This is a genomic window from Burkholderia sp. AU33803 (assembly GCF_002223095.1).
GTDB lineage: Bacteria > Pseudomonadota > Gammaproteobacteria > Burkholderiales > Burkholderiaceae > Burkholderia.
In genome coordinates this window covers 1344195-1366809 of record NZ_NKFJ01000004.1, presented here as the reverse complement: position 1 = coordinate 1366809, position 22615 = coordinate 1344195, and the positions used below count along the sequence as shown (strand labels likewise).

General features: G+C 70.6%; 23 protein-coding genes and 1 riboswitch. Of the genes, 9 read left to right on the top strand and 14 right to left on the bottom strand.

What is annotated here, in order from left to right:
• Nucleotides 1-7: 7 nt before the first annotated feature.
• Nucleotides 8-1186 (top strand): MFS transporter, encoded by a 1179-nt coding sequence (locus CFB41_RS08785; RefSeq protein WP_089456227.1) that lies wholly within the window; start codon nucleotides 8-10, stop codon nucleotides 1184-1186.
• A gap of 202 nt (nucleotides 1187-1388) precedes the next feature.
• Here CFB41_RS08785 and cobM read toward each other — a convergent pair whose 3' ends face one another.
• The 5 genes from cobM to CFB41_RS08755 all read right to left on the bottom strand — a co-directional run bounded on the left by cobM (nucleotide 1389) and on the right by CFB41_RS08755 (nucleotide 5668).
• Nucleotides 1389-2117 (bottom strand): precorrin-4 C(11)-methyltransferase, encoded by a 729-nt coding sequence (gene cobM / locus CFB41_RS08775; protein WP_089456225.1) that lies wholly within the window; start codon nucleotides 2115-2117, stop codon nucleotides 1389-1391.
• Between the two features lie 43 nt (nucleotides 2118-2160).
• Entirely contained in the window at nucleotides 2161-2892 is a 732-nt protein-coding gene (locus CFB41_RS08770) for a cobalt-precorrin-6A reductase (protein ID WP_089456224.1), read from the bottom strand.
• Complete coding sequence (locus CFB41_RS08765; RefSeq protein WP_089456223.1) at nucleotides 2889-3977, bottom strand: cobalt-precorrin-5B (C(1))-methyltransferase; 1089 nt, start codon at nucleotides 3975-3977, stop codon at nucleotides 2889-2891. The genes CFB41_RS08770 and CFB41_RS08765 overlap by 4 nt, the downstream gene beginning before the upstream one ends.
• Nucleotides 3977-5230 (bottom strand): precorrin-6y C5,15-methyltransferase (decarboxylating) subunit CbiE, encoded by a 1254-nt coding sequence (gene cbiE, locus CFB41_RS08760; RefSeq protein WP_089456222.1) that lies wholly within the window; start codon nucleotides 5228-5230, stop codon nucleotides 3977-3979. The genes CFB41_RS08765 and cbiE overlap by 1 nt, the downstream gene beginning before the upstream one ends.
• 141 nt (nucleotides 5231-5371) lie before the next feature.
• Nucleotides 5372-5668, bottom strand: coding sequence for a hypothetical protein (locus CFB41_RS08755; RefSeq protein WP_144029911.1), 297 nt, complete (start codon nucleotides 5666-5668; stop codon nucleotides 5372-5374).
• Nucleotides 5669-5810: 142 nt separating this feature from the next.
• A riboswitch (cobalamin riboswitch) is annotated at nucleotides 5811-6002 on the top strand.
• A gap of 106 nt (nucleotides 6003-6108) precedes the next feature.
• Between CFB41_RS08755 and cobG the strand changes: the two genes are divergently transcribed.
• The 4 genes from cobG to cobJ are packed head-to-tail and all read left to right on the top strand — an operon-like array spanning nucleotide 6109 to nucleotide 10565.
• Complete coding sequence (gene cobG / locus CFB41_RS08750) at nucleotides 6109-7473, top strand: precorrin-3B synthase (RefSeq protein WP_306427069.1); 1365 nt, start codon at nucleotides 6109-6111, stop codon at nucleotides 7471-7473.
• Nucleotides 7466-8092, top strand: a complete 627-nt coding sequence (locus CFB41_RS08745; RefSeq protein ID WP_089456219.1) for a precorrin-8X methylmutase — start codon at nucleotides 7466-7468, stop codon at nucleotides 8090-8092. Before cobG ends, CFB41_RS08745 begins: the two co-directional genes overlap by 8 nt.
• Complete coding sequence (locus CFB41_RS08740; RefSeq protein ID WP_089440092.1) at nucleotides 8089-8823, top strand: precorrin-2 C(20)-methyltransferase; 735 nt, start codon at nucleotides 8089-8091, stop codon at nucleotides 8821-8823. The genes CFB41_RS08745 and CFB41_RS08740 overlap by 4 nt, the downstream gene beginning before the upstream one ends.
• On the top strand, nucleotides 8820-10565 hold the full coding sequence (cobJ, locus tag CFB41_RS08735) for a precorrin-3B C(17)-methyltransferase (protein WP_089456218.1): 1746 nt from the start codon (nucleotides 8820-8822) through the stop codon (nucleotides 10563-10565). The genes CFB41_RS08740 and cobJ overlap by 4 nt, the downstream gene beginning before the upstream one ends.
• Before the next feature lie 6 nt (nucleotides 10566-10571).
• Here cobJ and CFB41_RS08730 read toward each other — a convergent pair whose 3' ends face one another.
• On the bottom strand, nucleotides 10572-11780 hold the full coding sequence (locus tag CFB41_RS08730) for an MFS transporter (RefSeq protein ID WP_089456217.1): 1209 nt from the start codon (nucleotides 11778-11780) through the stop codon (nucleotides 10572-10574).
• A gap of 94 nt (nucleotides 11781-11874) precedes the next feature.
• Here CFB41_RS08730 and CFB41_RS08725 point away from each other — a divergent pair, with 94 nt between their 5' ends.
• Nucleotides 11875-12777, top strand: a complete 903-nt coding sequence (locus CFB41_RS08725; protein ID WP_089456216.1) for a LysR substrate-binding domain-containing protein — start codon at nucleotides 11875-11877, stop codon at nucleotides 12775-12777.
• 250 nt (nucleotides 12778-13027) lie between these two features.
• Nucleotides 13028-14383, top strand: a complete 1356-nt coding sequence (locus CFB41_RS08720) for a chitinase (protein ID WP_089456215.1) — start codon at nucleotides 13028-13030, stop codon at nucleotides 14381-14383.
• A 117-nt stretch (nucleotides 14384-14500) separates the two neighbouring features.
• Here the strand turns inward: CFB41_RS08720 and CFB41_RS08715 are convergent, their stop codons facing one another.
• The 4 genes from CFB41_RS08715 to CFB41_RS08700 all read right to left on the bottom strand — a co-directional run bounded on the left by CFB41_RS08715 (nucleotide 14501) and on the right by CFB41_RS08700 (nucleotide 19203).
• Nucleotides 14501-15244, bottom strand: a complete 744-nt coding sequence (locus tag CFB41_RS08715) for an IclR family transcriptional regulator (protein WP_069247952.1) — start codon at nucleotides 15242-15244, stop codon at nucleotides 14501-14503.
• Between the two features lie 60 nt (nucleotides 15245-15304).
• A complete protein-coding gene (locus CFB41_RS08710; protein ID WP_089456214.1) occupies nucleotides 15305-16471 on the bottom strand; it encodes an acyl-CoA dehydrogenase family protein in 1167 nt (388 codons plus the stop codon).
• A 145-nt stretch (nucleotides 16472-16616) separates the two neighbouring features.
• Nucleotides 16617-17918 carry a CitMHS family transporter gene (locus CFB41_RS08705; RefSeq protein ID WP_089456213.1) on the bottom strand — a complete coding sequence of 434 codons (1302 nt, stop codon included), beginning with the start codon at nucleotides 17916-17918 and terminating at the stop codon, nucleotides 16617-16619.
• A gap of 106 nt (nucleotides 17919-18024) precedes the next feature.
• Nucleotides 18025-19203 carry a CaiB/BaiF CoA-transferase family protein gene (locus CFB41_RS08700; RefSeq protein WP_089456212.1) on the bottom strand — a complete coding sequence of 393 codons (1179 nt, stop codon included), beginning with the start codon at nucleotides 19201-19203 and terminating at the stop codon, nucleotides 18025-18027.
• Between the two features lie 275 nt (nucleotides 19204-19478).
• Here CFB41_RS08700 and CFB41_RS08695 point away from each other — a divergent pair, with 275 nt between their 5' ends.
• Nucleotides 19479-19739 (top strand): hypothetical protein, encoded by a 261-nt coding sequence (locus tag CFB41_RS08695; RefSeq protein WP_089456211.1) that lies wholly within the window; start codon nucleotides 19479-19481, stop codon nucleotides 19737-19739.
• Nucleotides 19740-19889: 150 nt separating this feature from the next.
• On the top strand, nucleotides 19890-20312 hold the full coding sequence (locus CFB41_RS08690; protein ID WP_089456210.1) for an NUDIX hydrolase: 423 nt from the start codon (nucleotides 19890-19892) through the stop codon (nucleotides 20310-20312).
• A gap of 21 nt (nucleotides 20313-20333) precedes the next feature.
• Here the strand turns inward: CFB41_RS08690 and CFB41_RS08685 are convergent, their stop codons facing one another.
• The 4 genes from CFB41_RS08685 to CFB41_RS08670 form a co-directional block, all read right to left on the bottom strand.
• Nucleotides 20334-20660 carry a low molecular weight protein tyrosine phosphatase family protein gene (locus CFB41_RS08685; RefSeq protein WP_089456209.1) on the bottom strand — a complete coding sequence of 109 codons (327 nt, stop codon included), beginning with the start codon at nucleotides 20658-20660 and terminating at the stop codon, nucleotides 20334-20336.
• A 31-nt stretch (nucleotides 20661-20691) separates the two neighbouring features.
• Nucleotides 20692-21264: a DUF1993 family protein gene (locus CFB41_RS08680; protein ID WP_089456208.1), complete on the bottom strand. Its 573-nt coding sequence runs from the start codon at nucleotides 21262-21264 to the stop codon at nucleotides 20692-20694.
• A gap of 174 nt (nucleotides 21265-21438) precedes the next feature.
• Nucleotides 21439-21891: a YaiI/YqxD family protein gene (locus CFB41_RS08675; protein WP_089456207.1), complete on the bottom strand. Its 453-nt coding sequence runs from the start codon at nucleotides 21889-21891 to the stop codon at nucleotides 21439-21441.
• A gap of 61 nt (nucleotides 21892-21952) precedes the next feature.
• Nucleotides 21953-22561, bottom strand: coding sequence for a VWA domain-containing protein (locus CFB41_RS08670; protein WP_089456206.1), 609 nt, complete (start codon nucleotides 22559-22561; stop codon nucleotides 21953-21955).
• Between the last annotated feature and the right edge of the window lie 54 nt (nucleotides 22562-22615).

The following is a 22615-nucleotide window of genomic DNA, read 5'->3' as shown; positions in this document are numbered from 1 at the left end:
CCTTGCAATGAATCGCTTCACTTCCCCCGGATGGCGGCTTGCCGCCATCGTCCTCGTCGGGCTGAACCTGCGGCCGGCGCTAGCCGCGGTCGGCCCGCTGCTCGACATGATCCAGCGCGCGACCGGCATCAGTGACGGCGCGGCGAGCCTGCTGACGACGATCCCGATCCTGCTGATGGGCCTCGGCGCGCTGAGTGCGCGGCGTCTGCAGCGCCTGACCGGCATCGCGGGCGGCGTCTGGCTCGGCGTCGCGCTGATCGGGCTCGCCTGCGTGTCGCGCATCGGCGCGCAGCATGCGTGGCTGCTGCTCGCGAGCGCCTGCTGCGCGGGCGTCGGGATCGCGATGGTGCAGGCGCTGCTGCCCGGCTTCGTGAAGGCGCATTTCGCGTCGCGGATCGGTGGTGCGATGGGCGTCTATTCGACGTCGATCATGGGCGGCGCCGTGCTCGCGAGCGTCGTCGCGCCGTTCGCCGCGGCCCAATGGGGCTGGCTCCCCGCGCTCGCGGGCTGGGCGCTGCCGGCCGGGGTGGCCGCGCTCGCGTGGCCGCTGGCCAGCCGCGGCGGCGACGCGCTCGCCGCCGGGCCGACGTCGGCGTCGAACGCGCAGCCGTCGCGCTCGCCGCGCGCGTGGCGGCTCGCGCTGTTCTTCGGCATCGCGACGGGTGCGTACACGCTCGTGCTCGCGTGGCTGCCGCCGTACTACATGCGGCTCGGCTGGTCGCCGACGGCGGCCGGCAGCCTGCTCGGCGGTGTGACGCTCGCGGAAGTCGTCGCGGGGCTGACGATCTCCGCGACGATCGACCGCCTGCCCGACCGCCGGCCCGCGCTGCATGCGGCGATCGCGTCGCTGTTCGTCGGCTTGCTGGTGATGCTGGCCGCACCGGAAGCGCTCGCGCTGCCGGCCGCGCTGCTGATGGGCGCGGGGATCGGCGCGCTGTTTCCGCTGTCGCTGATCGTCACCGTCGACCATGCGGCGACGCCGGCCGATGCTGCGTCGCTGACGGGGTTCGTGCAGGGCATCGGTTACCTGATCGCCGGGCTGTTCCCGTTCGCGGCAGGCATCGTGCGCCAGCATCTCGCGGATCTGTCACCGGCGTGGATCGCGATGGCCTGCCTGTGTGTCGCGCTGTTCGCGCTGGCGGCGGGGTTTGCGCCGAAGCGGGTGCTGCACGCCGCGCGCGCGTAGCACGTATCCCGCGCAATGTTGCCCCGCCGCGATCGGACAGGACGGTGGTCGTGCTCAACTGCTCAACCTGATCCCCGTCGTCGGCATTCTCGGTGAGTCGGCGTCGCCGATCCATTTCGCCGGCGGCGCGATCACGATCGGCGCGGCGCGCGACACGCCCCTGCGCGCACGCCGTACCGAACTCAGGGCGGCCCGGGCGTGATCAGCCCGCGCTCGCATACAGCGTCGAATCGGCGAACCCTTCGGCGTCGAGCACGCGCCCGATCAGGATCAGCGCGGTGCGCTCGATCTGCGTGCCCTGCACCTTGGCGACGATGTCGGCGAGCGTGCCGGTCACGCGTTCTTCATCCGGCCAGCTCGCGCGATAGATCACCGCGACCGGGCAATCGGCGCCGTAATGCGGCAGCACTTCGTCGACGATACGGGCGAGATGGCGCACGCCGAGATGGATCGCGAGCGTTGCGCGGTGCGCGGCGAGCGCGCCGAGCGCTTCGCCTTCCGGCATCGTCGTCTTGCCCGCGAAGCGCGTGAGGATCACCGTCTGCGCGACACCGGGCAGCGTCAGCTCGACGCCGAGCGTCGCCGCGCACGCGGCCGTGGCCGTGACGCCGGGCACGATTTCATACGGTATCCCGAGCGCTTTCAAGCGGCGAATCTGCTCGCCGATCGCACCGTACAGCGACGGGTCGCCCGAATGCACGCGCGCGACGTCCTGCCCTTTCGCATGCGCGCCGGCGAGCAGCGCGACGATGGCGTCGAGGTCGAGTTCGGCCGTATTGACGACCTGCTCGGCGCGATGGCCGTCGAGCACGGCCGCCGGCACGAGCGAGCCCGCATACAGGATCACCGGGCACGTGCGCACGAGGCGCTGGCCCTTCACCGTGATCAGCTCCGGGTCGCCGGGGCCCGCGCCGATGAAATACACCGTCATCGAAAAATCTCCGTCAATTCATGGGATGACCGGCCGCGCGGCGTCATGCGCGCGCGGCCGGATCGAGCGCGTCGATGAGCGCCGTGGCAGAATCGAACGCGCGGTCGGCGTCGGGCAGCGGCGGCCGGCGCAGCATCACGACCGGCAGCCTGCGTTCGCGCGCGACCTCGAGCTTGGCTTCCGTGGCCGTGCCGCCGCTGTTCTTGCTGACGACGACGTCGATGCCCATCAGCGCGAACAGCGTGCGCTCGCCGTCGAGCGTGAACGGCCCGCGCGCGGCGACGATCTGCGCATGCGCGTTGCCGGGATGCGCGTCGAGGCAGCGCACGAGCCAGAACTGGTGCGGCGGGATCGCGTCGAGATGCGCGAGCGGTTCGCGGCCGAGCGTGAACAGCGGCCGCCTGAACGGCGCGAGCACGGCCTCGATGCCGGCCCAGTCGTCGACCATGCGCCAGTCGTCGCCGGGTTGCGGCACCCACGGCGCGCGGCGCAGCGCCCACAGCGGCACGCCCGCTTCACGCGCCGCGACGGCGGCATTCGCGCTGATTTGCGCCGCATAAGGGTGGGTCGCGTCGATCACGAGGCCGATGCCGGCGTCGCGCAGATAGGCGGCCAGCCCGGCCGCGCCACCGAAGCCGCCGACGCGCACGTCGCAGCGCAGATCGTCGGGCACCTTGCCGAGGCCGGCCAGGCTGTAGACGTGCCGAGGCCCGAGCGCGCGCGCGATCTTCAGCGCATCGCCGGTGCCGCCGAGCAGCAGGATGCGCAGGCTCATCGCGCCTCCCCGACGAAGCGGCCCTGCCGGTCGATCGCGAACATCTCGACCGCGACGGACGGCGGCACGATGTCGCGCGCGACGCGCAACGCCTGCGCACAGACGAGATCGCCGAGCGGCACGCCGTCGGCGTGCGCGAGTTTCAGCGCTTCCTGGGTCGTGTTCGCGGCGCGCATCGCGGCCTGCAGTGCATCGCTTGCGCCCGCCTCGGCCGCCCACTGCGCGAGCAGCGGCAGGTCGATGCTCGAATGGCGGCTGTGCAGGTCGAGATGGCCGGCCGCGAGCTTGCTGAGCTTGCCGAAGCCGCCGCACATCGACAGCCGCGCGACCGGCGCGCGCCGCAGGTGCTTGAGCACCGCGCCCGCGAAGTCACCCATTTCGATCAGCGCCATGTCGGGCAGTTGATAGTGCGCGCGCATCGCGTCCTCGCTCGCGTTGCCGGTGCACGCGGCAATGTGCGCGATGCCGTTCGCGCGGGCGACGTCGATGCCCTGGTGGATCGACGCGATATAGGCCGAACACGAGAACGGCCGCACGATGCCGGTCGTGCCGAGGATCGACAGTCCGCCGACGATGCCGAGGCGCGGGTTCATCGTCTTCAGCGCGAGCGCTTCGCCGCCTTCGACGCCGATCGTCACGTCGAAGCCGCCCGCATAGCCGTGCTCGGCCGCCAGCGCGTCCAGGTGCGTCGTCATCATCTGGCGCGGCACCGGGTTGATCGCCGGTTCCCCGACCGGCAGCGTCAGCCCCGCGCGCGTGACCGTGCCGACGCCCGGGCCCGCATGAAACCGCACGCCGGGCGCCGCCGCGAGCGCGACGCGCGCGAAGATCAACGCGCCGTGCGTGACGTCCGGATCGTCGCCGGCATCCTTGATCGTGCCGGCTTCCGCACCGTCGGCGGTGGCCCGGCAGAACGCGAGCCGCATCATCACGCGCTGCCCCTTCGGCAGCACGATCTCGACCGCGTCGTCCGCACGACCCGCGAGCAGCAGCCGCGCGGCGGCGAGCGACGTCGCGGTCGCGCAGCTGCCGGTCGTATAGCCGAAACGTAGCGGCGCGGGCTGTTCGGGAGTCTCGTCGCGCATCACGCGTCCGTTGCGTTCGTCGCGGCCGACGCGGCGGGTGTGTCGGCCGCATCGGGCTTGCGCACGTCGTACAGCGTGACCGGCAACGGCTGCCGCCACGTATCGAAGCGGCCGAGCGGCTCGGCGTGTGCGAGCGACACGCGCGTGAGCGTGCCGCCATGCGCGTCGCGCCAGGCGGCGAGCGTCATCTCGCCCTGCAGCGTGACCGCGTTCGCGATCAGCCGGCCACCGGGCTTCAGCGTGGCCCAGCACGCGTCGAGCACGCCGGGCGCGGTCGCCCCGCCGCCGATGAAGATCGCGTCGGGTGCGGCGAGTCCCGCGAGCGCGTCGGGCGCGCGGCCCGCGACGAGCTGCAGGCCGGGCACGCCGAGCGCGTCGCGGTTGTGCTCGATGAAGCGCTGCCGCTCCGCATGCGCTTCGATCGCGATCGCCTGGCATGACGGATGCGCGCGCATCCATTCGATGCTGATCGAGCCGCTGCCGGCACCGACGTCCCACAGCAGCTCGCCGGGCGCGGGCGCGAGACGCCCGAGCGTCATCGCGCGCAGGTCGCGCTTGGTGAGCTGGCCGTCGTGACGGTACGCATCGTCCGGCAGGCCGGGCGTGAGCGCGCGGCGCGGCGCGTCGGGGCCGGCCTGGCAGTCGAGCGCGACCAGGTTGAGCGCGGCCGTTTCGTCGATGCGCCAGTCCTGCGCGAGGCCGTCGAGCCGCCGCTCGAGCGGGCCGCCCAGATGTTCGAACACGCTGATGCGCGTCGGCCCGAAGCCGCGTGCGACGAGCTCGGCCGCGACGGCGGCCGGCGTGCGTCCGTCGGCGCTCAGCACGAACAGGCGGCGCCCGGGCAGCAGGTGACGCGCGAGCGTCGCCAGCGGCCGGCCGACGAGCGAGACCGCGCCGACCTCCTGCAGCGCCCAGCCGAGGCGCGCGGCCGCGAGCGACAGCGACGACGGCGCGGGCAGTACGCGCCATTCGTCGGGGGAAAGCCGGCGCGCGAGCGTGGCGCCCACGCCGAACAGCATCGGGTCGCCGCTGGCGAGCACGCAGACGGGCGACGCGCGCCGCGCCAGCACGCCCGCGAGGTCGAACGGCGACGGCCACGCTTCGCGCGCGGCCGGCAGCCGCGCGGGCAGCATGTCGAGATGCCGCCTCGCGCCGACGACGAGCGTCGCGTCGAGCAATGCGCGCCGCGCACTGCGTCCGAGCCCCGCGTAACCGTCGTCGCCGATGCCCACTACCGTCAGCCACGCCGTCATGCACCCTTCCCCATCGTTCGATTTCCTACCGTGTGTTGCGATGCGCGGCGGCCGGGCTGCCGCGCGTTGATTCGTTGATGATCCCGATCCGCCCCCGCGCCGTGCGTGCTGCCCGCCCGCCGGTGCGATGCGGCGACGACGTCACCCGAGCGGCACGCCGACGACGAACGTCAGCAAGGCGAGAACCATCCCGCCGATCGACGCGATCAGCAGCCGGCCGAGCAGCAGCCACGTGAGCGAGCGTGCATCGGTTTTCCGGTACAGGACCGTGCCGCCCGCCACGATCGGCACGCCGAGGCCCGCGAGGCCGACATTCTTCGGCCACTCGACCGACGGCGCAAGCGGGATCAGTACGCACGCGAGCAGCATCCAGGCCGGGATGGCCAGCAGGCCGAGCGCAATGCCCATGCCGAACAGCTCCGTCCTGGCGAGTCTCATCGCGGATACCGGCGGTCGCCGGCCTGGTGTCGAGCTGCCAATCGTACCATTTGCGAGATAGAGCAAAACCGGCTGAAACTGCGCTGTGACGCGGTTGTGCGGCAAATCGACAATGCCGGATCGTCTCGAAAATCGGGTATCCTACGGCCGTTCGTTCGCCGGTGCCCCTCGGGGCCGAAGAGGGAACACAGGGCGCGCCACGCGCCGCTGTGGCTGCCCCCGCAACTGTAGACAGCGAGCCGATCTCCCCCTCATGCCACTGGTTCCACCGGGAAGGCCGGGAGCCGGCGCCGACCTGTCAGCCAGGAGACCTGCCGGCCAGAAAGTGCGTGCGTGCCAGTCGGCGTCGGGCGGGGTGTACCGATGCGTTGGCCGCGGCCCGACACTGTCCCGGTACCCCGTTGAGTTCCGCCCCCGTTTCGATTCCTGCGTCGCCCGTCGTGCGCCCGTCGGCCTGCCCGGGGCTCGTGCGCGTGGTCGCGGCCGCCGACGGCGGGCTGTGCCGGATCAAGCTGCCGGGCGGCCGGCTCGATGCGCGCCAGGCGCGTGCGATCGCCGCCGCCGCGCGCGCCTTCGGCTCGGGCGCGATCGACGCGACCAATCGCGCGAATCTCCAGCTGCGCGGCATTCGCGACGGCGCGGCCGACGCGCTGACGCGTGCGTTGCTCGAAGCGGGTCTCGGCCCGCCCGTCGACGCCACCTCGAATGCAGACGCCGATGCGGCCGCGCTCGCCGCGAGCGACGACGTGCGCAACGTGATGCTCAGCCCGCTCGCCGGCCACGACCCTGCCGCACTCGTCGACAGCCGCGCGCTCGCCGCGCCGCTCTTCGACATGCTGGCGCGCGAGCCGCGCCGCGGCGAGCTGTCGCCGAAATTCTCGATCCAGCTCGACGGCGGCGAATCGGTTGCGGCGCTCGACCATCCGCACGACATCTGGCTGGCTGCCTGGCGTCGCGGCGATGGCGCGGTGCGCGTCGCGGCCGGGCTGGCCGGTTGCCCGCCGGTCGCGCACGATGACCGTCCCGCTTCTGTCGATGTCGCGCCCGATCAAGGCGTCGCGCTGGTTCGCGCGCTGCTGCTCGCGTTCCTCGATCTCGCGCCGGCGGATGTCACGCGAATGCGCGCACTGCTCGCAACATGCGGCGAGCGCACATTACTCGAACGCGCACAGCACTACCTGCCCTTCCCGCTTGAAGCCGATCCGGCGCTTGCCGGCTGGCGCCGCACGTGCACCGACCCGACGCTGCGTTTCGGCGTGCGCCCGTCGCTCGATGCGACGCGCTGCAACGTCGGCGCGCAATTCGTGCTCGGCCGGCTCGATGCCACCCAACTGGAACGGCTCGCCGCGCTGGCCGAAACCGACGGCGACGGCACGCTGTCGATGACGCCATGGCAAGGCGTATTCCTGCATCGCGTATCGCGCGAACGCGCACCGGCCACGCTCGATGCGCTCGCGTCGCTCGGCCTCGTCTGCGCGTCGTCCGACGCGCTGGCGACGCTCGTCGCGTGCACTGGCAGCGCGGGCTGCGCGAAGGCGCGCGCCGACACGAAGCACGACGCCCTCGCGCTCGCCGCCCGCATCGGCCACGCAGTCGACGTGCACCTGACCGGCTGCGAGCGCCACTGCGCGCTGCCGCATCCCGCGACGCACACGCTCGTCGCGGTTGCGCCCGCGCACTACGACCTTTACCGGCGCGACGCCGCCGCGGGCCTCGGCGCCCCGCTCGCGCGCCATCTGACGATTGACCAGGCCGCGGCCCGACTGACGGGCGCGCGGCACAGCCAGGACACCACCGATGCTTGACTACATTCGCGACGGGCAGGAAATCTACCGCCAGTCGTTCGCGACGATCCGCGCCGAGGCCGACCTGTCGCAGGTTCCGCCCGACCTCGAGAAACTCGCGGTGCGCGTGATCCATGCGTGCGGGATGGTCGACGTCGTCTACGACTTGCGTTTCTCGGCCGGTGCCGGCACGGCGGGCCGCACGGCGCTCGCGGCCGGCGCGCCGATCCTGTGCGACGCGCGGATGGTCGCCGAAGGCATCACGCGTGCGCGGCTGCCTGCCGACAACCGCGTGATCTGCACGCTCGGCGAGCCCGAGGTGCCGGATCTCGCGCGGCATCTCGGCAACACGCGTTCGGCCGCCGCGCTCGAGCTGTGGCGCCCGCATCTCGCGGGCGCCGTCGTCGTGATCGGCAATGCGCCGACCGCGCTGTTCCACCTGCTCGACATGATCGACGCCGGTGCGCCGCGCCCCGCGCTGATCCTCGGTTTCCCGGTCGGCTTCATCGGCGCGGCCGAATCGAAGGCGCTGCTCGATGCCGACAGCCGCGGCGTGCCGTACGTCGCCCTGCTCGGCCGGCGCGGCGGCAGCGCGATGGCGGCGGCTGCGGTCAACGCACTCGCGACGGAGGTCGAATGACGACCGCGCGCGGACGCCTGTTCGGGGTCGGCGTCGGCCCCGGCGATCCCGAACTGATGACGATCAAGGCGCTGCGCGTGCTGCAGGCCGCGCCCGTGGTCGCGTATTTCGTCGCGAAGGGCAAGAAAGGCAATGCGTACGGCATCGTCGAAGCGCACCTGCAGGACGCGCAGACGCAACTGCCGCTCGTCTATCCGGTGACGACCGAGGCCTTGCCGCCGCCGCTGTGCTACGAGACGGTGATCGCCGACTTCTACGACACGGCTGCCGAGATCGTTGCCGCGCACCTCGACGCGGGGCGCGACGTCGCGGTGATCTGCGAAGGCGACCCGTTCTTCTACGGCTCGTACATGTACCTGCACGACCGCCTCGCGCCGCGCTACGACACCGAGGTGATCCCCGGCGTGTGTTCAATGCTCGGGGGCACCGCGGTGCTCGGCCAGCCGCTCGTCTATCGCAACCAGAGCCTGTCGGTGCTGTCGGGCGTGCTGCCCGAGCCCGAACTGCGCGAGCGGCTCGCGCGGGCCGACGCGGCCGTCGTGATGAAGCTCGGCCGCAATTTCGACAAGGTGCGGCGCGTGCTCGACGAACTGGGGCTCGCGAAGCGCGCGCTGTATGTCGAGCGCGCGACGATGGCGAGCCAGCGCATCGTGCCGCTCGACGAAGTCGATCCGATGGCGTCGCCGTATTTCTCGCTGCTCGTCGTGCCGGGGGAAAAATGGCAAGGATGACGACTCCGCCCGCGATCGTGATTCTCGGCGCGGGCGCGCTCGATACCGCGCGGCGCATCCAGGCGCGCTATCCGGGCGCGCGCGTGCATGGCCTCGCATCGCGCGTCGCGGCCGACGTGCCGTTCGACGATCTCGGCGCGCACCTGCGTGAACTCTATGCGCGCGGGCTGCCGATCGTCGCGCTGTGCGCGGCCGGCATCGTGATCCGCTGCATTGCCGCCGCGCTCGCCGACAAGGGCGTCGAGCCGCCCGTGCTCGCGGTGGCGGAAGACGGCTCGGCGGTCGTGCCGCTGCTCGGCGGGCTGACGGGCGTCAACGTGATCGCGCGGGAAATCGCCGCATGCGTCGGCGTTGCGCCGGCGATCACGACGAGCGGCGAACTGCGTTTCGGCGCGTGCGTGCTCAATCCGCCGGAAGGCTATGCGCTCGCCGATCTCGGCCAGGGCAAGCGCTTCGTGTCCGATCTGCTCGCGGGCGCGTCGACGCGCATCGACGGCGCGGCGCCGTGGCTCGACGATGTCGCGCTGCCGCGCGACGAAGCCGCCGCGCATGCGATCCGCGTGACCCCCGACGCATGGCGCGGCGCGCGCGACGAACTCGTGATTCATCCGCGCAGCGTCGTGATCGGCGTGGATGCGCAGGCTATCCACGCGGATGAAGCGCTTGCCGCACGCATCGATGCGGCACTCGATTCGCAAGGTCTCGCACGGCTGGCGCTCGCGGCCATCGTTGCGCCCGCATCGGCAATCGGTGATGGCGTGCTGGAAGAAGCCGCGCACACGCTCGACGTGCCGCTACGCTTCGTCGATACCGATACCGATACCGATACCGATACCGATAAAGACGGCGACGCTGACGCGACAGATGATGCGGCCACCCTGCTCGGTCGCGCGTTGCGCGTCGCACACACGCTGCGCGCCACGACGAACGGCATCGCATGCGCGGTCGCGTCGCATCCGGTCGACCCCGCCACGCTCGGCCGTGCGCGCGGCCGGCTAACGGTGCTCGGCCTCGGCCCAGGCTGCGCCGCGTGGCTCACGCCGGCTGCGCGCGCCGCGCTCGCGGACGCGACCGACATCCTCGGCTACACGACCTACGTGAACATGGCCGGCCCGTTCCGCAACGACCAACGCGTGCACGGCACCGACAATCGCGAAGAGATGCAGCGCGCCCGCCATGCGTTCGAACTCGCGGCCGAGGGCCGGCGCGTCGCGGTCGTGTCGTCGGGCGACCCGGGCGTGTTCGCGATGGCCGCGGCCGTGCTCGAAGCGCTCGACGAAGCGCGCGACCCGCATTGGGCCGCGGTTGACCTGCGCATTGAACCCGGCATCTCGGCGTCGCTCGCGACGGCCGCGCAGGCCGGTGCGCCGCTTGGCCATGATTTCTGTGCAATCTCGCTGTCGGACAACCTGAAGCCGTGGGACGTGATCGAGACGCGCCTGCGGCATGCGGCGCAGGCCGATCTGGTGATGGCGTTCTACAACCCGATCTCGCGCGCACGGCCGTGGCAGCTCGATCGTGCGCTCGATGCCGTGCGCGCGCACCGCAGCGCCGAGACGGTGGTCGTGCTCGGCCGCGACATCGGCCGGCCGGGCGCCACGCTCACGACGACGACGCTCGGCGCGCTGCGCAGCGATCAGGTCGACATGCGCACGATGGTGATCGTCGGCTCGTCGACGACGCGGCGCTTCGCGGTCGGCAACGCACGCGAGTGGGTCTATACGCCGCGCTGGTATCGCTGAACCCGGTCAGCGCGTCGGCGTAACGCCGCGCGTGTCTGCCTGCGCAGTGCCGGCTGCACCGTCGGCATGCCAGAACCGGCATACGAGCACGCCGACGATGGCCTGCGCCGCGACCACGAACGCGACGCAGCCGGCCCATCCCCACCGATGCCAGCCGGGCACCGGCAGGATCGAGCCGAGGCTGCCGCCGAAGTAATAGCAGGACAGGTAGATGCCGATCGCCGTCGAGCGCGCGCTCGACGCCGCCTGCGAGATGAACGTGTTGGCCGACGCCTGTTCGACGAACACGGCGGTCGAGCTGAGCGCGAGGCCGGCCAGGATCACCGGCACGTGGTCGGACAGCGTGAGCAGCGCCCCGCCGATCGCGAGCGCGGCCGCGGCAAGCCCCGGCGCGCGCGGACCGCGATGCCGCGCGAGGCGTCCTGCCAGCGGGGTCACGACCACCGCCACCAGAAACACCGCGTAGATCGCGCCGATCCCGACCGTGCCGAAATTGAACGGCGGGCGGGCGAGGCGCAGGCCGACGAACGTGAACGTCGCGACCTGCGACGCGAGCACGCATGCGCCGATCGCGAACGACGCAAGCAGCGGGCCGCGCGTGACGATGCGCCAGGACGGCCCCGCGCCGCTATCCGCATTGTGCTCGACGCGCCGCGCGATTGCGCCGGACGCCGGCAGGCTCGCGTAGATCGCGACGCCCGTGACGAGACACAACGCCGCGACGACGTCGAGCGCATGCCGCCAGCCCCAGATCGATGTCATCAGGTTGGTCGCGAAGCGGCCGGCGAAACCGCCGAGCGTCGTGCCGGCGACGAACAGCGCGCTGATCTCGGCCGACGTGCCGCGATCGAAGCGCTCGGCGATATACGCGATCGACAGCGCGAAAATGAACGGCATGACGAGACCGGCCGCAAAGCGCGCGCCGAGGAACGACGCGAAACTGCCCGCCTGCGCGGACCACACGACCGGCAGCGCGACGGCCACCGCCGCTAGCGAGATCGCGACGCGCCGCTCGATGCGCGCGGCCAGCACGCCGACGAACGGCGCGATAATGGCGACGGCCGTCGTGGTGGCGCTCACGCCCTGCCCCGCGCGCTCCGCGCTGACACCGAAGGTGGCCGCGAGTTCGTGCAGGATGCCCTGCGTCGAATACAGATTGAGAAACGCGGCGAAGCCGCAGAGAAAGAACGCGATGCGCGTGGTCCTGTCGTTCATCGGAGCGGCCTGGTCGTCGATACCGACAGTCTGACGAGCGCGCCGCGTGCACGCCAATACCGTTTTCATCGCGATTGATACCGGAACGACAACAATGCTCGACCTGCGCCGCCTCCGCTATTTCGTGGTCGTCGCCGACGAACTGCACTTCGGCCGCGCGGCGTTGCGCCTGCGGGTCGCGCAGCCGCCGCTGACGCGCCATATCGCCGCGCTGGAAAGCGAGCTCGGCGTCCGGCTGTTCGAGCGTTCGACGCGCGCGGTGCGGCTGACGCCGGAGGGCGCCGCGTTCCTCGACCATGCGCGCCACGTCGTCAGCGCGGCCGCCGAGGCCGAGGCGAGTGCACGCAAGATCGCGCAGGGCGTCGCCGGGCGCATCGTGATCGGCTATGCGAGCTCGATTCCGATGTCCGACACGTTCCCCGACGTGATCCGCGTCGCGAGCCGGACGATGCCCGATGTCGAACTCGCGTTTCGCGAGGCGGCGACCGCGAGCCAGCGCCAGCAGATCGCGGACGGCACGATGGACATCGGTTTCGGCTGGGCATGGCACGGTGCGCCCGGCGCGCCGGTGGCGTCGCTCGTCGTGTCGCGCGAACCGCTCGTCGCGGCCGTGCCGGCCGGCGATCCGCTCGCGAGCCGTGCGAGCGTGGATGTCGCGGCGCTTGCGCACGCAACCTTCGTCACCTTTCCGCCCGGTTACGGTTCGGCATTGACCGCGGCACTGGACGACTTGTGCGCGCAAGCCGGATTCACGCCGCGGATCGGCGCGACCGCCGCTCAGATCACGACGCTCGTGTCGCTGGTGGCCGCCGAGCGCGGCATCGCGATCGTGCCGGGCTTCACGGCGACGCTGCAGCGTCCGGGCGTCGTCTACGTGCCGCTCGCCGGCACGCGCGCGGTCGAGCAGATCGTGTCATGGAACGAGCCGTTCGCGTCGGCGTGCGTCGAGCGCTTCGTCGCACTGGCGCGCTCGCTCGTGCAGCCGCCATCGGCTTGAAGCGCGACGAACGGCACGCATCGGGCCTCACCCGATCGATCGGAAAAATCACCCGCGTCACGCATGCCGGAACTGTGTCGAATCGGCAAGATCGTTACGTATCGGGAATCAAATAACAAAAAGAACTCCTGACCATTCACTATTCGACGCGAATCCTCCAAGATGAGCACGCCGTCGGCCGGGCATGCCCGGTCGCCCGACCGGCGGCGATACGCGGGCCAGCGTATCCCTCTTCCACTTGGAGAACACAATGAACAACAATGTGTTGCCGCGTTTCATCCCGCGCGCACTTGCAGCGGGTTGCCTGCTTGCCGTGGCGAGCGTGTCCCACGGCGCCGGCGTCTATGCGCCCTATGTCGACGTGACGCTCTATCCGACGCCGCTCGTCGACCAGATCGGCGTCCGGCAAGGCATCCAGCAGTTCACGCTCGCGTTCGTGGTCGCGGGCAACGGCTGTGTGCCGTCGTGGGGCGGCGTGCAGCCAATCGGCAACGGCGCGAGCGGCGGCCTGCTGACCGCGCTGTCGACGTCGATCGCGAGCTATCGCGCGAAAGGCGGCGAAGTCGCCGTGTCGTTCGGCGGTGCGAACGGCACGCCGCTGATGCAGGCGTGCACGACGGTCCCCGCGCTGGCGAGCGCGTACCAGACCGTGATCGACACGTACGGCCTCACGCACGTCGACTTCGACATCGAAGGTGCGTCGCAAACGGACACGGCCGCGGTCGCACGCAACTTCCAGGCGGTCACGCAGCTGCAGGCGAGCTATGCGGCGAAAGGCAAGCCGCTGCACGTCACGCTGACGCTGCCGACGATGCCGACCGGGCTCACGCAGGACGGCCTGAACGTCGTCAACGCGGCGATCTCGAACAAGACCGCGTTCGATGCGGTGAACGTGATGGCGATGGACTATGGCCCCGCGAACCTCGACATGGGCGCGGCCGCAATCAGTGCCGCGCAAGCGCTCTATTCGCAGCTCGATACGGCCTTCAAGTCGGCCGGCCAGCCGAAGACGAATGCGCAGCTCTGGCAGATGGTCGGCGTCACGCCGATGATCGGCGTGAACGACGTGCAAGGCGAAACCTTCACGCTCGCGAATGCGCAAAGCGTGCTGAATGCGGCCGTCAGCAACGGCTACGGCTTCTTCGGCAACTGGTCGGTCGGCCGCGACCAGGCGTGCCCGTCAGGCGGCACGTATGCGTCGCCGACCTGCTCGGGCGTCGCGCAGCAGCCGTATGCGTTCGCGACGATCTTCAAGCAGCTCGACGGCAAGTGGGGCGCGGGCGTCACGCAGGATCCGAACTACGGCGGCGGCTCGAACGGCGGCACGCCGCAGCCGGGTGCGCCCTGGGCGGCCGGCCAGGTCTATACGGCCGGCGCGACGGTCACCTACCAGGGCACGACGTACCAGGCGCAATGGTGGACGCAGGGCGACGTGCCCGGCCAGGCCGCCGTGTGGAAGGCGGTCGGCGGCGGCACCGCCACGTGGTCGGCCACCACCGCGTATTCAGGCGGCACCTGCGTGATGTACCAGGGCGCGAAATACTGCGCGAAATGGTGGACGCAAGGCGACAACCCGAGTGCGGGCGGTGTGTGGGTGAAGTCGTGATGCGGCGTAGCGGCCGGCGCTAGGCTTCAGGCCCGTGCATCGGGGGCCGTTCACGGCGATCACCCGCTACCGGATCGCCAGCGGACGGCCCGCTGATCGGTAGCACCCTGCCCGCTTTCAGTCGCGCGCGTGCTCGGCCAGCAGCCTGGCCTTCGCGTCGACGAGCAGCGCCGCATGCGTGTCGCGATGCTGGCGAATCCGCTCGGTCGGCCCGACCACCGACAGCCCGTACCAGTCGCCGTCGAGCGTCAGTGCGACCGCAATGGCCGACAGCTCGGGCGCGCTCTCGCCGAAGTTCTCGGCCCAGCCGAGTTCGCGAAACCGGGCGGTTTGCGCGACGAGCGCGGGTAGATCCGCCACCGTCGCGTCGGTGAAGCGCTCGAACGGCAACTGCGCGCCGAGCGCCTGCTGCGCGTCGCCGGCCAGTTCCGCGAAGATCGCCTTGCCGATCGAGTTCGCATGCAGCGGGCGCAGTTCGCCCGGCGCGCGCGTGTAGCGGATCGCCTGCTCCGATTCGACGACGTCGAGATACGTGACCGACACCCCCTGGATCTTGCCGAGCACCGCCGTCTCGCGGCTCGCGTCGCGCAGCGCGACGAGATGCGGATGGACGATGTCGACGACCGGATCGGTCGCGTCGATCGCGGCGGCGAGCGTCTGCAGGCGGCGCGTCGGGTAGTAGCCGCCGCGCTTGCGTACTTCGTACAGGTAGCCGCGGCTCACGAGCGTGCGCGCCATCGCGAGGCAGCTCGACGCCGGCACATTGAGCAGGCGCGCGAGTTCGGTGAGCGGCAGCGGCCGCCGTTCGGCGGCGAACAGCTCGAACAGGTCGAGCGTGCGGGCAACGAGTTTGACGTCCATGACGAGTGCTTGAATCGGAACGGGACACCGCGCACCGGGCCGGCCGCCGGGTCGGACCGGTCAGTACGACTTCGGCAGCCCGAGCACCTTCTCCGCGATGTAGCACAGGATCAGTTGCGGACTCACGGGCGCGAGCCTCGGAATCATACACTCGCGCAGGTAGCGCTCGACATGGTATTCCTTCGCGTAGCCCATTCCGCCGTGCGTCGCGACGGCCGTCTGGCACGCCTGGAACGCGGCTTCCGCGCCGAGGTATTTCGCGGCGTTGGCCTCCGCGCCGCACGACTGCCCCGCGTCGTAGCGCGTCGCGGCCTTCATCACCATCAGCCACGCGGCCTCGAGCTGCATCCACGCCTGCGCGAGCGGATGCTGGATCGACTGGTTCTGCCCGATCGGCCGCCCGAACACGACGCGCTCGCACGCATACTGCGTCGCGCGACGCAGCGCGGCCTGTCCGAGCCCGATCGCCTCCGCGGCGATCAGGATCCGCTCGGGATTCAGCCCATGCAGCAGGTAGCGGAAGCCGTCGCCTTCGTTGCCGATCAGGTCGCCTTCCGGCACGCGCAGGTTGTCGATGAACAGCATGTTCGAATCGACCGCCTTGCGGCCCATTTTCTCGATCTCGCGCACCTCGACGCGCGAGCGGTCGAGGTCGGTATAGAACAGGCTCAGCCCGTCGGTCGGCTTCGCGACCTGGTCGAGCGGCGTCGTGCGCGCGATGATCAGCATCTTGTTCGCGACCTGCGCGGTCGAGATCCAGATCTTGCGCCCGCTCAGCACGTAATGGTCGCCGTCGCGGCGCGCCTGCGTGCTCAGGTGCGTGGTGTCGAGGCCCGCATCGGGTTCGGTCACCGCGAAGCACGCCTTGTCGCGCCCGGCGATCAGCGGCGGCAGGAAGCGCGCCTTCTGTGCGCCGGTGCCGAACACCTGCACCGGATTCAGCCCGAAGATGTTCATGTGGACGGCCGACGCACCGGACAGGCCGGCGCCCGACGCGCTGATCGTGCGCATCATCAACGCGGCCTCGGTCATCCCGAGCCCGGCGCCGCCATGGGCCGGGTCCATCGCGATGCCGAGCCAGCCGGCCTCGGCGAGCGCCGCATGGAAGTCGGCCGGAAACCCGCCCGCGCGGTCGCGTTCGAGCCAGTAGTCGTCGCCGAAGCGTGCACAGATTTTCTCGATCGCGCTTTCGATCGCGCGCTGGTCATCGGTCAGGTCGAACTGCATGGCATGCACTCCTGGAAAAGGCCAAGCGGCTGCGCCGCTTTCAAGAAGGAAAACGCCCGGCGGCGTCGAAGCTTGCGCTCCGACGAGCGTCCCTTGCGGGATCGCCCTCCCGGAGCGCAGGCACGAAGCGGCAGGTCCCGGGCGCTCACAACGGAAACACGCCCGCGATCACCGCGGCGAATACCATCAGCACCGTGGCGGCGAACAGGAACGGAATCGTGAATTTCTGGTGCTCGGCGAGCTCGACGCCGGTCAGGCCGACGATCAGGAACGTCGCGGGCGTGAGCGGGCTGACCGGAAAGCCCGTCGTCATCTGGCCGAGCAGTGCTGCCTGCGCCATCTGGATCGGTGGCACGCCGAGCAGCTTCGCGCTTTCCGCGAGCACCGGCAGCACGCCGAAGTAGAACGAATCGGGGTCGAACAGCAGGCTGAGCGGCATCGACAGCAGCCCGAGCACGAACGGCATGTGGCGCGCATGCTCGACCGGCACGTGCGCGACGACCACGTCCGCCATCGCCTTCAGCATGCCCGTGCCGGACATGATGCCGGTGAACGCGCCGGCCGCAAGCAGCACGCTCGCCATCATCAGCGCGGCCTTGGCATGCGCGTCGATCCGCTCGCGCTGGGCCTGCACGTCCGGGTAGTTGATCACGAGCGCGGCGACCGTGCCGAGCATGAACATCACCATCGGGTCGACGATACCCGACACGAGCGTGACGAGCACGACGAGCGTCAGCACGAGATTGATCCGGAAGCGTTCCGGCCGGCGCAATGCGCGCTCGTCGTCGGTCAGCGCCCGGGGCGCGATCGCGAGCGACGCCGCGCCGGCACGATCGAGCCCGAGCCGCTTCGCCTCGCGCACGCCGAGCACGTAGGCGGTGCCGAACACGAATACCAGCCCGACGATCTGCACCGGAATCATCGGCATGAAGATCGCGGAGCCGGGAATGTGCAGCGCCGCCGATGCGCGCAGCATCGGCCCGACCCACGGCAGGAAATTGACGCCGGCCGCCATCGACGCGACGCACGCGAGGATGCGGCGATCCATCCCGAGCCGCGTATAGAGCGGCATCATCGCGGGCAGCGTGACGAGAAACGTGACGGCGCCCGAACCGTCGAGATGGATCAGCAGCGCGAGCAGCGCCGAGCCCATCACGATACGCGGCGGATGGCAGCCGATCACGCGCAGCACGCCCGCGATGATCGGATCGAGCATTCCGGCATCGGTGAGGATTCCGAAAAAAAGAATCGCAAAAACGAACATCCCGGCGATCGGGCCGATGTTCTGCACGCCGTGCACGATGAACTTGCCGGTCGCGAGCCCGAACCCGGCCGCGAGCGACGCGGCCACCGGCACGACGATCAGCGCGACGAGCGGCGACAGCCGCTTCGTGATGATCAGGCCGAACAGCGCGACGATGGCGATCGCGCCGATCCATGCAAGCATGATGCGTCTCCTTTTCAGCCGGTGCGCGCGTCGTCGCCCGGCGTGGTGTGCGAGTGGCCGTGCGGCGCCGTCGGGCGCGCGACACGGCCGGCGGCCGCGGTGCCGGTCAGTCCCGGTGCGTGTCGTGGTCGCGGTCTTCAGCGTTGGGCTCCGCGTCGGCAAACACCTGCGCCGCGTGTTCGTTCAGCGCGGGCGGCGGCCGCCGGTACGTGGCCGGCGTGCGGCCGAGCTTGATCGGCGACGCGATGCCGCGATGCCGGCCCAGCTCGACCTTCATCTGCCGATGCGCGACATGCGGATGGTCGAGCGCCGCATCGAGCCCGAGCACCGGCGCGCACGGCACGCCGCGGCGCATCAGTTGCTCGGCGAGCGCCGCGCCGTCGTGGGCGGCCAGCGCCGTTTCGAGCAGCGTGCGCAACGCGGCGCGGTTCGCGCTGCGCGCGCGGTTGTCCGCGAAACGCGGATCGTCGAGCCAGTCGCGCGTGCCGAGCACGTCGCACAAGCCCGCGAACTGCCCGTTGTTGCCGACCGCCAGAAAGATGTCGACGCTCGCCGTCGGAAAGCTGTCGTACGGCGTGATGTTCGGATGCGCATTGCCGGTGCGCACGGGTGCCTTCCCCGAATGGAAGAAGTTCGGCGTATGCGGATGCAGGATCGACAGCGCGCAGTCGAACAGCGTCGATTCGACGAACTGGCCGCGGCCGCTCGCATCGCGCTCGCGCAATGCCATCAGCACGCCGAGCGCCGCGTTCAGCCCGGTGACGAGATCGACGATCGGCACGCCGACCCGCAGCGGCGCGCCACCGGCTTCTCCATTGACGCTCATCAGCCCCGCGAGCGCCTGCACGGCCGCGTCGTAGCCGGGCAGCCCGCCGAGCGGGCCGTCCGCGCCGAAGCCCGATACACGGCAATGAACGAGGCGCGGAAACCGCGCATGCAGCACGTCGAAGCCGAGCCCCCAGCGCTCCATCGTGCCGATCTTGAAGTTCTCGACGATCGCGTCCGCGTGTTCGAGCAGGCCTAGCAGCCGCTCGCGGTCGGCCGGTTGGGTCAGGTCGAGCGCGATGCCGAGCTTGTTGCGGTTCACGCCGAGGAAGTACAACGCGGTGTCGCCGTAGAACGGCGGGCCCCAGGTGCGCGTCTCGTCCCCGGACGGCGGTTCGACCTTGATTACCTCCGCGCCGTGGTCGGCCAGGATCTGCGTCGCATACGGGCCGCCCAGCACCCGCGACAGATCGATGATGCGCAATCCCGCCAGCGCGCCCTGCTGCTCGTGTTCCGCCATGCGTCCCGCTCCTGGTTCCGGTTGATCGGACGGCCGGTCCGGCAGGCCCGGCGCCTGGGCGCGAGCTTCCGGATTCGGCGAATAATTCTTGTATATGAATTTATATTCACACTCAGGAATTACATTGTCAACCCCGGCGGCATCCTGACGCGAAGCGAAAGACGCCGCCGTGAGTTAGCGGGAGCGACGCCGAACACGGGCCGGTTGCGGTGGCGTCCCGCCTTTCGTTAAGCTGGCGGGCAACCTTCATCTCAAAAAAATCGGACGGATCATTCATGAAACGGATGCTGCTGGCGGCCTTCATGCTGGCGTCGACGCTGGGCGTCGGACATGCGCAAACCCAGACGTTCCACTTCGGCGAAGGACAGACCGGGATGCCGGGTGGATCGCCGCAGGCGGCCTCACCGACCGCACGGCCCGCGCCCGCGCGCCGGCACGTCACACCGCCGCCGTCCCACCATCGGCGGGCCGTCCACAAGCGCCGCCAGTCGCGCCACGTGAAACCCACGCGCAGCGGCATCTATACGCACGCGTGACCCGGCGCGTGTCCCGCGAACGCGTGCATGGAACTGTCATGAACGGCGGCTAAGATCGGTGCGGCTGCCTGTACGCCGTTGCGGCCCGCTGCCGGGTCGCGCGCCGCCGACACGCATTTTCTCCACGATTCAGCACCTGTTTTACCGAACATGAGGACCGGGCTGGACACTCTCGCCGTCATCAAGGAACGCGCCACGATCGTGTGCCGTCAGCGCAGCAGCGTGCTGCTGGTCGCTCGCACCGCAGCGCGCTGGTCGCTGCCGGGCGGCACGATCCGGCGTGGCGAGACGCCGCTCGATGCTGCCCTGCGGGAGCTTGCGGAGGAAACGCGGCTGGAGGGGCTCGCGCTCGATTACGCGGTGCAGTTCGGCGGCCTGACGAAGCTCCATCACGTGTTCGTGGCCGACGTGCCGGCGCACCTGACGCCGCGCGCGAGCAACGAGATCGCCCGCTGCAAGTGGTTCACCGTCGACCGGCTCGACACGCTGCGTGCGAGCGTGCCGACGCGCAAGATCATCGAGCTGCTGCGTCTCGACTGTTTCTCGGCGATCGCGAACGGCCGGCTGCGCTGACGTCGATAGCGCTCCCGCCGGTCATGCGCGCAGCAACGGGCCAGCCTTGCGTTCGAGCAACGTGACAAGTTCCGGCTGCATGTAGGCGTACCGGTCGGGAATATCGAGGCACACGATCTTCTTCTCCCGCAGATGCACACCGAATTGCGCTGCCAGCCGCGCCTTGTGCGCACGTTCCATCACGAATACGACATCGGCCCAGTCGAGCTGCTCGGCGGACACGCGCGTGTCCGCATCCGGCGCGAGGCCCGCGGAGTCGGTTTCGACGCCCGGCCACGCGGCGAACACCGCTTCGGCCGTCGGGCTGCGCAGCCGGTTGCGGCTGCAGATGAAGAGTGCCCGCGTCATGTCGCTTCGCGGTTGCCCGGCGCCTGCCCGCTCAACCTTGCGGAATCGTGCCCGGCCGGACGTACGCGAGCATGTGCGGCACGTAGTCGGCCTTGCCGAGTTCGACGCCGTGGTGGCGCAGGATTGCGTACGCGGTGATCGCGTGGAAGTAGAACTGCGGCAGCGCCCAGTCGCGCGCGTACTGTTCGCCCGTCATGTCGAACGCGATCCCGTTCGGCATCTCGAGCGCGATCGGCCGCGCGGCACCGCCGTCGAGCGCATCCGGCGCGAGGTCGCCGAGAAACGTGAGCGTGCCGGCGATGATCGCCTGCGCATCGGCGAGCGTGCCGGGCTGCGCATCCGCATGCCATCCTGCCTCGCGCAATGCGAGCAACGCGGCCGGCAGCGGTTCGCCGCGCAGCCGGTGGACGGGCTCCATCGCCTGGAAGCACGAGAAGCGCACCTGCGCCGCGAGCGGATACATGTCGGGCGCCAGCTTCAGCGACATCGCCGCGTCGGGCGGATCGCCCGCGGCCTGACGATGTGCGGCAGCCTTGTCGAGCCACGCGGACTGCGCGCGCAGCATCTGGGTGAAGGTCGGAACGAGAAGTTGAGTCGGTGACACGCGCGCCCTCCTATGCTGTGTTGTGGTTTGCGCCACGATAGCAGCGTAGGGAGAAACCTGCATCCTCGCAGGGGCAACGAGCGCGATTGAACGCGGATTCGGTGAGGTAGCGCATGGCGCGCAGGTGCCGCCCCACGCGGGGCGATCACGACGCGCGGCCGCCGCGACCCAACCTCAAGGCTTGCCCTGTCGCGCCAGGAAGCGGTCGAACTGCGCGGCGAACGCCTTGCCGTCGCGTGCGCTGAACGGCGCCGGCCCGCCCGTGTCGATGCCCGCGCTGCGCAACTGATCCATCATCGCGCGCGTCGACAGGCGTTCCTCGATGTTCTCGCGGCTGAACCAGTTGCCGCGCGGGTCGAGCGCATGCGCGCCCTTGTCGAGCACGGCGGCGGCCAGCGGAATGTCGGCGGTGATCACGAGGTCGCCCGCTTCCACCAGCTCGACGATGCGCGCATCGGCCACGTCGAAACCGGCCGGCACCTGCACCGCCTTGATGAACGGCGACGGCGGCGTGCGCAGAAACTGGTTCGCGACCAGCGTCACGCAGATTTCGGCACGACGCGCGGCGCGAAACAGCATGTCCTTGACGACGGCGGGACACGCGTCGGCATCGACCAGTACTTGCATGGCGGGTTGTTCCAATGGGTTGAAGCAGAAGCGGCGATCATAGCGCACCGCCGGCCGGCCATCAGCCGGCGCGGCCCGTGCACAGCGCGTCGGCCGTCACCCACTGCGCGCCCCACGCCGCGGTGAGCCGCGCGCCCTGCCCGATCCGCACGGCCGCATCGTCGAAGTCGACGAACACGACGTGATCGGCCGCCGCGGGTTTCGCGGGCGTCTCACGCGTGCGGCCGTCGGACAGCACCCACAGCCAGCGCTGCTTGCCCGGCTCACGCCGCGCCGCGCGCGCGAGCAATTGCGCGGCGGCCGCGATGCCGTCCGCGAGCGGCGTGCCGCCGCCGCCTTCGACCGGTTCGAGCCAGCGCGCATTCCACCAGCGCGGCACGGCCGGGCCGAAGCGGCGCACGGCGCCATGGCCGCCGAAACAGATCAGCGCGGTTTCGACGCGGTCGCGCGCGGCCTGGTCGAAATACGCCACGATCAGCCCCTTCGCCAGTGCGAGCCGCTCGTGCGACAGCATCGACGCCGAGCAGTCGAGCACGAAGCAATGCAGTGCGTCCGGCGTGCCGGCGCGTGGGCGGAAGCGCAGATGGTCGCGCTGCAGCGGGCCGCCGCGCTTCGCGACGAGCGTCGCCGGCCACGCCACGGCCGCGCCGGCGCGCACCGTGCCCGGCACGCGCGCGGCTGCGCCTGATTGCCATCGAGGACCGCGAACGGTGTTCGCGGCGGC

What these genes read in the sequence shown, in the direction of transcription:
- CFB41_RS08765 (WP_089456223.1), bottom strand. Translation starts at nt 3,977, where the DNA reads ATGCGCGACGAGACTCCCGAACAGCCCGCGCCGCTACGTTTCGGCTAT.
- cobJ (WP_089456218.1), top strand. Translation starts at nt 8,820, where the DNA reads ATGACGACTCCGCCCGCGATCGTGATTCTCGGCGCGGGCGCGCTCGAT.
- CFB41_RS08685 (WP_089456209.1), bottom strand. Translation starts at nt 20,660, where the DNA reads ATGACGCGGGCACTCTTCATCTGCAGCCGCAACCGGCTGCGCAGCCCG.
- CFB41_RS08695 (WP_089456211.1), top strand. Translation starts at nt 19,479, where the DNA reads ATGAAACGGATGCTGCTGGCGGCCTTCATGCTGGCGTCGACGCTGGGC.
- CFB41_RS08785 (WP_089456227.1), top strand. Translation starts at nt 8, where the DNA reads ATGAATCGCTTCACTTCCCCCGGATGGCGGCTTGCCGCCATCGTCCTC.
- CFB41_RS08690 (WP_089456210.1), top strand. Translation starts at nt 19,890, where the DNA reads ATGAGGACCGGGCTGGACACTCTCGCCGTCATCAAGGAACGCGCCACG.
- CFB41_RS08725 (WP_089456216.1), top strand. Translation starts at nt 11,875, where the DNA reads ATGCTCGACCTGCGCCGCCTCCGCTATTTCGTGGTCGTCGCCGACGAA.
- cobM (WP_089456225.1), bottom strand. Translation starts at nt 2,117, where the DNA reads ATGACGGTGTATTTCATCGGCGCGGGCCCCGGCGACCCGGAGCTGATC.
- CFB41_RS08700 (WP_089456212.1), bottom strand. Translation starts at nt 19,203, where the DNA reads ATGGCGGAACACGAGCAGCAGGGCGCGCTGGCGGGATTGCGCATCATC.
- CFB41_RS08705 (WP_089456213.1), bottom strand. Translation starts at nt 17,918, where the DNA reads ATGCTTGCATGGATCGGCGCGATCGCCATCGTCGCGCTGTTCGGCCTG.
- cbiE (WP_089456222.1), bottom strand. Translation starts at nt 5,230, where the DNA reads ATGACGGCGTGGCTGACGGTAGTGGGCATCGGCGACGACGGTTACGCG.
- CFB41_RS08710 (WP_089456214.1), bottom strand. Translation starts at nt 16,471, where the DNA reads ATGCAGTTCGACCTGACCGATGACCAGCGCGCGATCGAAAGCGCGATC.
- CFB41_RS08730 (WP_089456217.1), bottom strand. Translation starts at nt 11,780, where the DNA reads ATGAACGACAGGACCACGCGCATCGCGTTCTTTCTCTGCGGCTTCGCC.
- CFB41_RS08715 (WP_069247952.1), bottom strand. Translation starts at nt 15,244, where the DNA reads ATGGACGTCAAACTCGTTGCCCGCACGCTCGACCTGTTCGAGCTGTTC.
- CFB41_RS08720 (WP_089456215.1), top strand. Translation starts at nt 13,028, where the DNA reads ATGAACAACAATGTGTTGCCGCGTTTCATCCCGCGCGCACTTGCAGCG.
- CFB41_RS08745 (WP_089456219.1), top strand. Translation starts at nt 7,466, where the DNA reads ATGCTTGACTACATTCGCGACGGGCAGGAAATCTACCGCCAGTCGTTC.
- CFB41_RS08675 (WP_089456207.1), bottom strand. Translation starts at nt 21,891, where the DNA reads ATGCAAGTACTGGTCGATGCCGACGCGTGTCCCGCCGTCGTCAAGGAC.
- CFB41_RS08770 (WP_089456224.1), bottom strand. Translation starts at nt 2,892, where the DNA reads ATGAGCCTGCGCATCCTGCTGCTCGGCGGCACCGGCGATGCGCTGAAG.
- CFB41_RS08755 (WP_144029911.1), bottom strand. Translation starts at nt 5,668, where the DNA reads ATGAGACTCGCCAGGACGGAGCTGTTCGGCATGGGCATTGCGCTCGGC.
- CFB41_RS08740 (WP_089440092.1), top strand. Translation starts at nt 8,089, where the DNA reads ATGACGACCGCGCGCGGACGCCTGTTCGGGGTCGGCGTCGGCCCCGGC.